The organism is Lysinibacillus sp. TE18511, assembly GCF_054062295.1.
On sequence record NZ_JBSSFD010000072.1, the window covers coordinates 1 to 9713 of the forward strand.

General features: G+C 37.6%; 10 protein-coding genes, 1 tRNA gene and 1 other RNA gene. 7 read left to right on the top strand and 5 right to left on the bottom strand.

Going from position 1 to position 9713, the window contains the following annotated elements; all coding sequences use genetic code 11:
* Positions 1–423: 423 nt before the first annotated feature.
* A complete protein-coding gene (locus tag ACVWXS_RS25180) occupies positions 424–1050 on the top strand; it encodes an RraA family protein (RefSeq protein WP_368638703.1) in 627 nt (208 codons plus the stop codon).
* A gap of 170 nt (positions 1051–1220) precedes the next feature.
* On the opposite strand, the gene ACVWXS_RS25185 is transcribed toward ACVWXS_RS25180, so the two are convergent.
* The 5 genes from ACVWXS_RS25185 to ACVWXS_RS25205 form a co-directional block, all read right to left on the bottom strand.
* Complete coding sequence (locus ACVWXS_RS25185) at positions 1221–1451, bottom strand: hypothetical protein (protein WP_456960606.1); 231 nt, start codon at positions 1449–1451, stop codon at positions 1221–1223.
* Positions 1452–1526: 75 nt separating this feature from the next.
* On the bottom strand, positions 1527–2801 hold the full coding sequence (locus ACVWXS_RS25190) for a cation:dicarboxylate symporter family transporter (RefSeq protein WP_456960607.1): 1275 nt from the start codon (positions 2799–2801) through the stop codon (positions 1527–1529).
* A gap of 90 nt (positions 2802–2891) precedes the next feature.
* A complete protein-coding gene (locus ACVWXS_RS25195; RefSeq protein WP_368638705.1) occupies positions 2892–3770 on the bottom strand; it encodes a response regulator in 879 nt (292 codons plus the stop codon).
* Positions 3771–5033 (bottom strand): ATP-binding protein, encoded by a 1263-nt coding sequence (locus ACVWXS_RS25200; RefSeq protein ID WP_456960608.1) that lies wholly within the window; start codon positions 5031–5033, stop codon positions 3771–3773. It lies immediately after the preceding gene.
* Positions 5034–5315: 282 nt separating this feature from the next.
* Positions 5316–5408: transfer RNA gene (locus ACVWXS_RS25205), tRNA-Ser, on the bottom strand.
* A gap of 182 nt (positions 5409–5590) precedes the next feature.
* Between ACVWXS_RS25205 and ffs the strand changes: the two genes are divergently transcribed.
* The 6 genes from ffs to ACVWXS_RS25235 all read left to right on the top strand — a co-directional run bounded on the left by ffs (position 5591) and on the right by ACVWXS_RS25235 (position 9465).
* Positions 5591–5858, top strand: an RNA gene (ffs, locus tag ACVWXS_RS25210) — signal recognition particle sRNA large type.
* 220 nt (positions 5859–6078) lie between these two features.
* Positions 6079–7866 carry a DNA polymerase III subunit gamma/tau gene (gene dnaX / locus ACVWXS_RS25215; RefSeq protein ID WP_456960609.1) on the top strand — a complete coding sequence of 596 codons (1788 nt, stop codon included), beginning with the start codon at positions 6079–6081 and terminating at the stop codon, positions 7864–7866.
* Between the two features lie 21 nt (positions 7867–7887).
* Positions 7888–8202: a YbaB/EbfC family nucleoid-associated protein gene (locus ACVWXS_RS25220; RefSeq protein WP_368638708.1), complete on the top strand. Its 315-nt coding sequence runs from the start codon at positions 7888–7890 to the stop codon at positions 8200–8202.
* A gap of 11 nt (positions 8203–8213) precedes the next feature.
* A complete protein-coding gene (gene recR / locus ACVWXS_RS25225) occupies positions 8214–8810 on the top strand; it encodes a recombination mediator RecR (RefSeq protein WP_368638709.1) in 597 nt (198 codons plus the stop codon).
* Positions 8811–8823: 13 nt separating this feature from the next.
* Complete coding sequence (locus ACVWXS_RS25230) at positions 8824–9039, top strand: YaaL family protein (RefSeq protein WP_368638710.1); 216 nt, start codon at positions 8824–8826, stop codon at positions 9037–9039.
* 153 nt (positions 9040–9192) lie between these two features.
* Positions 9193–9465 carry a pro-sigmaK processing inhibitor BofA family protein gene (locus ACVWXS_RS25235; protein ID WP_368638711.1) on the top strand — a complete coding sequence of 91 codons (273 nt, stop codon included), beginning with the start codon at positions 9193–9195 and terminating at the stop codon, positions 9463–9465.
* Positions 9466–9713: the final 248 nt, after the last annotated feature.

Genomic DNA, 9713 nt, shown 5'->3' on the forward strand with positions numbered 1-9713 from the left:
CGACGTTGACGTGTCATAGTAGCACGCTCCTTTTTTTAATAGTCTAAGTTTACAACCCCTTATTTTATCTGTCCAACTTAGTGTAGCCTATCCAAGTAATGTTGAGGGCATAGAGCGAGAGATTGGACAAGTTACGGAAAATATTACACGTATCGCTGAAAAAGTTGAAAAAACAAATGGTCAAATTAATGTTACAACAAACGATTTTGCTGAAATTGCAACTGCAGCAGAGGCATTAGATAAACAATCCAAGCAATTTATTGAAATTATTTAATATAATTTGATTGAGTTGTTCAAACCCCGAACAATAACATGATTGAATGTTTTATTTACATAATTTTCTGATATATATTGAAATAGCAGATGAATTTTATTTACAATAATTGTGTAAGGCTTTCATAAATCATAATAGGGGTGTTATAGATGACGAAGGTGGAAGTGAGTTTTAAGCATTTGCCAACGACTGCGGTTTCAGACGCGACAGGGGGACATACAAATTTACGCAGTGATATTAAACCGTTAGCAGATCATTTTAAAATTGCTGGGCGTGCGGTAACAGTGCGTTTACCAGATGGCGAAAATGGTGCTGTACTGGAAGCCATTCGAGCTGCTAGTGAAGGTGATATTTTAGTCATTGATGCAAAAGGGAATAAAAATCGTGCTGTTGCCGGTGATTTTGTTCTGTCATTAGCGAAAGGTATTGGTGTACAGGGCTTTGTAGTAGATGGTGTTATTCGTGACATTGCAGCTATTCGTGAGCTAGATTTTCCGGTCTTTTCTTTGGGCACTACGGTAGCGGCAGGCAATAAAAACGGTGGTGGCAAAGTAAATGTTCCGATTGCTATTGGAGGCGTTACTGTTCGTCCAGGCGATTATATTATTGGAGATGTGGACGGTGTGGTTGTTGTGCCACAGGAGGATGCAGAGCATATTGTTGCAGCTGCTGAGGTAAAAGTTAAAAAGGATGAAATACGTGCACAAGAAGCACATGTAAATGGAAAAGAATCAATTATTGCTTATTTAGATAAAGTATTAGCTTCTTTCAGCTAATGTCTTTTGTACCGAAAGTGTAGCGACAGGTACAGAAGTCTCCCACCTCTATAAGTGGTGAGATGGATGTGGATTTAAGCTACTTTTCAAGAGGTTTCCAAACATCCGCTGAAATAGAGGAATTCAGTCTAAGAACGCCACGTCTTGTGACAATGACTGAGTGACCAACATCATGTTGTTGCCGCTGCCGCTTCGCTTTCGCGCAGATAAAACCCTTTTGCTGTCACTACGCTTTCGCACAGACAAAACCATTTTGCTACCGCTGCGTTAGCACTACGCTTTCGCACAAAAAGCATCTGCTGCTGACGCTTCGCTTTCGCACAAAAAACATCTGCTGCTGACGCTTCGCTTTCGCACAAAAAACATCTGCTGCTGACGCTTCGCTTTCGCACAAAAAACATCTGTTGGCCTAATGTCTCCGGCGGATCAAAGAAAAAAACTCACGATGCCACATACATCGTGAGTTTTTTTGATTTTTATGCTAACTTTTCGTTATCTTTAAAGTAATTTTTCATTTTTTCTGCATCGAAACGACCTTCCCATTTCGCCATTACTAATGCAGCAAGTGAGTTACCAATTACGTTAACGACTGTACGTCCCATATCAAGGATACGGTCGATACCTGCGATGAATGCTAAACCTTCAACTGGAATGCCGACAGTACCTAAAGTCGCTAGAAGTACAACGAAGGATACTCCTGGAACACCTGCAATCCCTTTAGATGTAACCATTAATACAAGCATTAATGTAATTTGTTCACCAATGCTTAGGTGAATACCGTACATTTGAGCAATAAATAATGCCGCAATAGCTTGGTACAGTGTTGAACCATCTAAGTTAAAGGAGTAACCAGTTGGAATAACAAAGGATACGATATCCTTTGGAGCGCCTAATTTCTCCATTTTTAGCATGATTCGTGGTAACACTGCCTCAGAACTAGCTGTTGAGAACGCTAAAATTAGCTCATCTTTTAGTACTTTAATTAAAAAGATAATGCTGATACCCGTGAATCTTGCTACAAGACCAAGAACGACAAAGATAAAGAATATCATTGTTGCATAAACAAGTAGAGCAAGTTTGCCAAGTGGTATTAGTGAAGCGAATCCATATTTGGAAACGGTTACACCAATTAAACCAAATACCCCAATTGGAGCGAATTTCATTACGAGGTTAGTTACCCAGAACATAGCATCTGCTACCCCATTAAAGAAATCTAATACTGGTTTACCTCGATCACCAATAGCGGCAACCCCTAAACCAAAAATAACAGAGAAGAAAATGATCGCAAGCATATTACCTTCAGCCATTGCCTGAATGATATTTGTCGGTACAATGCTTACAAGAATATCAAATGGACCTTCGTGCTTTACTTCCTCTGTAGTTGCAACGTAACCCGAAATATCTCCTTTAGAGAGCTCGTCCATGTTCACACCAGCGCCTGGCTGGAAGATGTTTGCAGAAAGTAAACCAACTACAATTGCTACTGTTGTAATGATTTCAAAGTAAAGAAGTGATTTCCCGCCTAATCGTCCTAGCTTTTTCATGTCTCCAGTTCCAGCAACACCAACGATTAGAGTTGAAATAATAATAGGTACAACAATCATCTTAATTAGATGAAGAAAGATATCCCCTAAAGGTTGTAAATATGTCTCAACTTTGGGGTTTCCGTAAAAGATACCACCAACAATAATCCCTAAAGTCAAACCAATCAAAATTTGAGTGGCTAAACTGATTTTAAATTTCTTCTTCAAACCCTTTGTACCCCCTAGTATTAAATTTTTAGGACTTGCCTTACTTTAATAATACGGAGGACTTATGAAATCCGACAAAATCCGAGAAAATTAATTTAATTTTGTTAAAATGTCTGAATATAATACCTGGATAAATTTTTTAATATTAACTTTTGCTTTACGGTTTCCGTGGTCTTCTATTTGAGTCATTAGCTGACGAATCTCTTTAAAGTCAAAGTATCGAGGTGCATAATATTCAAACTCAGAATTTGTATAATCAACGACACCTAAATTGGCGAGATTTATCATTGCTGCTAATATAGTACGACGCACACGCTGTTCAATGGCTTTACTTTCTTTCAAAATTTCATCTGGAGTAGGCTTTGTAACAGCTGCTATTTCCTCATATAGCTCCTTTAGTGGAGGAAGTGGTGCAATTTTGTGCTGATGAGCAAGCAATGTTTCGATGATGGCTATAATATCCTCACTTCCGATTTCACCAACGATACCCATATCATTTAAGATGGATTGAATATGATCTCGTGACGTTGCTTTATGATTTATTTGTTCACTTAGATCAATGTTTGTAAGTGATTGGCGAATTACTAGCAATGAGTTTTTTAGGCGAAATTGTTCAGTTGTTTTACGTAAAACATTCTCAACCTCAATACGGTTTATAGGCTTATGAATAAAGAAATCTATACCTTGTTCATATGCTTCACCAACCATCTCCTTATTCACTACCTGAGAAATCATGACAAATTGTCCCTCAAACCGATTTTGAATAAGATGCTCGACTGTTGCTATCCCATCAAGCTTAGGCATAAGTAAGTCGATAAGCACAAACTCTGGCTGTGTCATTAAAATTTGTGGAATAGCGTCCTCACCATTGCGTGCTTCACCAATAACTGTACCTAAACCACTATCTTCAATAATTTGTTTTAACATGACTCGACTAGCACGATCATCATCAACAATAAAATATCTCATTTAAGTCTCTCCCGTTTGAATAGTTTGCGTAGGAACTTTAATTTTAAACATCGTGTTTTGATTGTTTGATTCAACGGATATTGAGCCATTTAATTTGTTAACTAATTCAGCAACATGTGAAAGCCCAATGCCAGTTGCCGCGACACCCTCCACATTGTATTTCGTGGTGTATCCAGGTTCAAAAATAATTGAGAGATCACTTTGTGAAATACCCTGTCCGTTATCACATACTGTTATTACAGTATCATCCTGTTGTTGTTGAATAGCAATAGAAATGACACCTTGTCCTTCAATTGCTTCTATAGCATTAGCTGTTAAATTATTCAAAAGTGCAAGCAATGCAATATGTTCTTTCGCTTGAAAATCGGTGTCTATACTTATTTTAAACCCAATGTTTTTTCCGAGTAATTCAGCGTATTTACTATTGCCGTCTTCAATATAATGTAATAATTCAGACAATCTAAGGGTGCCAAAACTCTTCTCACCAACAATTTTAGAAATACCTGCATAAATACGTTGAGAATCTTTCTTCACTTCATGAATTTCCTGGGCAATAAGGAGTGCCTGTAAACTTTCCTCGCGATTGCCGAGTGACTTTAATTGTCGATATAAATCAAACCCACTGGCTGTAATTTTTTCGATGTGGTTCATAGATTTTTTTAAATAAAGTGTCTCAACATATAAATCTGAGCCGATCGTAAGCATTTCCTGAACACGTTTTTTTTGTTCAGCAATTAAAATAGAGCTATAAATACCTACTACAAAAAAGCTACGCAATAAAGCAACCGCTAATAGTATAAGTAAATCATGAAGAAGTAAAAAAGTGTAAGAATGAATGAAAAAACGAACTAGCTGTTCTACTAAATTACTGAAGACTTCACTAAATGCAACTAGTAATCCAAGCATTAGTGGTTTTTCTCTATACTGATGAATACTAAGCATTTGTAGGCATATTGCGAACAATACATAAAATGCAGCAGCAGGTAGATGTGTAAGTAAACTATCTATTAATGGAACATCGTGTAAAGAGTAATTAATGATAACTCGAAAAACTATTGTCACGATACTTGTAATAAATCCAGCCAAAATTATAGGTGTAGGTCTAAGTAGTGTACATAAAAAGAAAACAATACTTCCTAATCCAAAGCGAAAAGTAGTATCAGTGAAAGGCATTATTTTAATCTCACTACCGATTGCAGTTAATAAAGCAATTATGATAATCCAAGTGAGGGAAGTACGAGTTGTAAAAAAATTTGAGCGCATAAAAAATCCTCCCTAATCAATTTTAATAGAGCGGGATAGTAAAGAAAAGATGTACTAAAAAGCTTGATTATTCGACGATGCTATGGAAAAACACTTTGGAGAACGTGAAATTATAATTTTTTTCAACAATAATGCTTAAGAATAGTCTTAACTATCAAATCGATATTTTTCGTAATAAATAAAAAAATACCACAACCTAAGAGGAAGTGGTATCTAGTAATTGTTACATACAATTTTGGGGCAAAAAAAAACGGCTACATTCGTAGTCGGAATTTTAAAAAATGGAGGAGGTAGAGGGATTCGAACCCCCGCGCGGTGTTACCCGCCTGTCGGTTTTCAAGACCGATCCCTTCAGCCAGACTTGGGTATACCTCCATAATATATAGTACTGCATGTCTTTTCGACAAAACTTAATTTATCATGTTTTTAAATTCACGTCAACATATTTTTATGTTTTTTTGAAAAAATGTTTATTTACATTGCAGATAGATTATTCCACATAAATATTATGTGTATTAAGTTGCAATTTATGAAAACAGTAAGTATACTAGTTATTGCCGTGCTAGGTGGGAAGGTAGCGGTGTCCTGTAACTCGCAATCCGCTCTAGCGAGACTGAATTCCTTTTTCGAGGCTGTCCGTATTGTTTGGTCTGCCTTTTGCACGTAGTGTTGACGATTGGGTCCTGCGCAATGGATACCCATGAACCATGTCAGGTCCGGAAGGAAGCAGCATTAAGTGGTCTTATTCATGTGCCGCGGGGTTGCCTAATCTGAGCTAACGACAAGAGTAACGCTTATGTGCGGCTGTCGAAGAAAGGTGCACGGCATTAAATTGCCAATTCAAACGCATCCGTCTACAATAGACGGGTGCGTTTTTTTTATGTAGTTATTATGCAAAATAATAACTACCTTAGAATTTTCTCTTTCTATTGAAGTGGGGGGAATTACCTTGAATTTGTGAAAAACAGTGACACTATTTCATAAATAATGGGGCAAATGTTATAATAGGAATATTCTAATTAAAAAAGAAGAGGAGAGGAAATCATTGACGTATCAAGCATTTTACCGTGTGTATCGACCGCAATCATTTCGAGAAATGTCTGGCCAAGCACATGTCAAAAGAACGCTACAAAATGCTCTCCTAGCGAATAAAACAACACATGCTTATTTATTTTCAGGGCCACGTGGTACTGGTAAAACAAGTACTGCTAAAATTTTTGCAAAAGCTTTAAACTGTGAGCATGCACCATCAAGCGAACCTTGTAACGAATGTGCTACTTGTTTAAGTATTACAGATGGTTCACATCCAGATGTTATTGAATTTGACGCGGCGTCTAATTCACGCGTTGAAGAAATACGAGACATTATTGAGAAAGTTCGATTTGCTCCTGCAAGTAGCAGATATAAAGTGTATATCATTGATGAAGTGCATATGCTTTCTACAAGCGCTTTCAATGCCCTTTTAAAGACATTAGAAGAACCACCTTCTCATGCTGTATTTATTTTAGCAACGACAGAGCCCCACAAATTGCCTGCAACGATTATTTCACGTTGCCAGCGCTTCGATTTCAAGCGTCTTTCGACCAATGATATTATTGAGCGCATGAAAGTTGTATTAGAGGATATAGAGTTACCATATGAGGAACAAGGGTTGAAGGTAATCGCACAATCAGCAGCTGGTGGTATGCGTGATGCTTTAAGCTTATTAGATCAGGTCGTATCCTTCAGCGGAGAAAAGCTGAAGCTTGAGGATACACTACTTGTTACTGGTTCCATTAGTCAGGATGTTTTCTATGAATTAGCAGAAGCTCTAAAAGTAAAAGATGTTGCGCAAATGCTTGCGTTATTAGAACAGCTTATTGCGGATGGAAAAGATCCTCTTCGCCTTTCAGAGGACTTGATTACATTTTTCCGTGACTTATTATTGCTACAAACGAGCGATGATTTAGCGGAATTATTGGAGCTCGTATCACCAGAGGAGCGGGTTTTTACATTAGCGCATGATTTTGCGCCCAATTTGCTCTACGGCTACATTGATATTTTAGCGAAAACGCAGCAAGAAATGCGATTCTCTCATCATACAAAGATCTACTTAGAAACCGCGCTACTTAAAATGGTACAGTTTTCAGGTGGGGGAGTTAGTCAAGCAATTACTTCAGGTGAAGCTACTATGAGCCCTGAACTTGCTCAAAAAATAGTAGCACTTGAGCAAATGGTGCAACAACTGTCAGCACAATTACAAGCTGGTGTGCCGGTGCAGACGGCGCAAGCGCCAAAAGAGCAACGTCCGCGAGCTAAAAGTCCGAATGGCTATAAAGCACCAACAGGGCGTATTCAAGAGGTGCTAAAGGATGCAACCAAACAAGATGTGCAACGTATAAAATCGGTTTGGGCACAGGCGTTAAGTCAATTGCAAAAGTCTCAATCAGCTCTTTTAGCGGAGGCTGAACCTGTAGCGGCATCTTCAAGTGCTTTTGTGTTAAAATTCAAGTATGATATTCATTGTCAAATGGTTGCCGATAATCAATCTCTAAAAGCGCACTTTACACAATTAATTGCAGGGCAAACGGGTGCTATGTATGAAATGCTTTGTACACCTGAAGAAACCTGGTTAAAATTACGTGAAGAGTTTGTTCGTGATCACGGCTTGCAGCAACAGAAAAAATCTCAGTCTGAGAGCGATCGTGGAGTGGAATTATTAGAGCCGCCACCGGCAGAGATGCCAGAAGAGCCGTTTATCGATGATGCGCAACCACTTGCTTCACAAGATCCACTTGTGACAGAAGCGGAAAAGCTGTTTGGTAAAGATTTTATTGAAATTGTTGAAGATTAATCATTTAGGAGGAATATGTTTATGCGTGGAATGGGAAATATGCAAGGTATGATGAAAAAAATGCAAAAAATGCAAAAAGAAATGATGGAAGCTCAAGAGGCCTTAAATGCAGAACAATTTGAAGGTGTTGCTGGCGGCGGTATGGTGAAAGTAGCTGTTACTGGTCAACGTGAAATCGTAGAAGTAAATCTTGATCCATCAGTAGTAGATCCAGATGATATCGAAATGCTACAAGATTTAATCGTTGTTGCTGCAAATGAAGCATTGAAAAAAGTAGATGAAAAAACGAATGCAACTATGGGTAAATTCACTCAAGGCATGAACCTTCCGTTCTAGGAGGTAAATAAATGTACTACCCAGAACCAATATCGAAACTGATTGATAGTTTTATGAAATTGCCAGGTATCGGGCCGAAAACCGCGGCTCGTCTGGCGTTTTTTGTGTTAACGATGAAAGAAGATGACGTTTTATCTTTTTCAAAAGCATTAATTGATGCTAAACGAAATTTAAGCTACTGCTCTGTGTGTGGCAACATAACTGATGTAGATCCATGCCATATTTGTACGGACAAACAACGAGATCATTCTATTATTTGCGTTGTCCAAGATACAAAAGATGTGATTGCGATGGAGAAAATGCGTGATTTCAACGGTATGTATCATGTACTACAGGGAGCTATTTCACCTATGGATGGTGTTGGTCCGGAGGATATTAATGTCTCTTCTCTGCTAGTCCGTTTGCATGATGAGACTGTTCAGGAGCTAATTTTAGCTACGAATTCGACTATCGAGGGTGAGGCAACAGCTATGTATATTTCTCGTCTAGTGAAGCCATCAGGCATTCGAACAACACGTATCGCCCATGGACTACCAGTAGGTGGAGATTTAGAGTATGCAGACGAAGTTACGTTATCGAAGGCAATGGAAGGTCGCCGGGAATTGTGAGTGAGGGATTACTATGTTCTTCCGCAGTAAGGGAAAATTAAAAAAAGAATTCGATGACAAGCTTGTAAATCTTATCAAAGAAACAAAAGAGGATTTACAGCAGTCAAAGATAATCGAAGAATTAGTAGATGACTATGATTTAGAAGTAATTGCTCAACGAAAAGCAACTGAGAGTATACATTTTTATTTATTCAAGGAAGCTAGAATTCGAAAAGTATTAATTAAATAGTAGTTTTTTAACTTTATTTCAGCGGATGTCCAAAGATCTGCTGAAATAAGTTAATGCCTCCGGCCGTGATTATGCCGAGGCATAATTGATATTCATAGAAGCAAAACAGGAAACATAAACTTTCGTAATTATATACTTTAAGGGGGAAACCGTGTGTCCGGATTCGTAATTATGAGTTTTTGTGTGCCTGTAGTGCTTCTTTTTCTTTATATAATAATAAGACATGCTAAAATGGGAAAAATATTAGAAGGAATGTCTGTTTTTTGGTTTAGATTTGCCTTTGCCTTTCTTCTATTATTTATTATTCATTTAGGTATAGGGTATGCGGGCTATAATGTGCCTATTAATCTATTTTCTGTTCTAACAATTGCGATACTAGGTATTCCGGGAGTACTAGGGATAACAGCTTTAATATTTTTCTTATAAAATGCTTGCAATACAAAAATATTGTGGTATAGTAATAAGAGTCGTTAAGATAACTGCTGAAAAACAAATAAATTAAATTAAACAATTTAGTTGTTGACACATGATTGGCGACATGTTATTATATAAAAGTTGCTGTTGCGAAACGGTAATAAAATGAACCTTGAAAACTGAACAAGCAAAACGTAATCAATAAAGTTTTTAGTAGCTAACCTTGAGTTAGTGAACGAAACAAAATTTTGGACATCAAA

Bases quoted from the DNA above. Each gene is read 5' to 3' on its own strand.
- ACVWXS_RS25180 (WP_368638703.1), top strand. From the start codon at position 424: ATGACGAAGGTGGAAGTGAGTTTTAAGCATTTGCCAACGACTGCGGTT.
- ACVWXS_RS25185 (WP_456960606.1), bottom strand. From the start codon at position 1,451: ATGTTTTTTGTGCGAAAGCGAAGCGTCAGCAGCAGATGTTTTTTGTGC.
- ACVWXS_RS25195 (WP_368638705.1), bottom strand. From the start codon at position 3,770: ATGAGATATTTTATTGTTGATGATGATCGTGCTAGTCGAGTCATGTTA.
- ACVWXS_RS25200 (WP_456960608.1), bottom strand. From the start codon at position 5,033: ATGCGCTCAAATTTTTTTACAACTCGTACTTCCCTCACTTGGATTATC.
- ACVWXS_RS25220 (WP_368638708.1), top strand. From the start codon at position 7,888: ATGCGTGGAATGGGAAATATGCAAGGTATGATGAAAAAAATGCAAAAA.
- recR (WP_368638709.1), top strand. From the start codon at position 8,214: ATGTACTACCCAGAACCAATATCGAAACTGATTGATAGTTTTATGAAA.
- ACVWXS_RS25230 (WP_368638710.1), top strand. From the start codon at position 8,824: ATGTTCTTCCGCAGTAAGGGAAAATTAAAAAAAGAATTCGATGACAAG.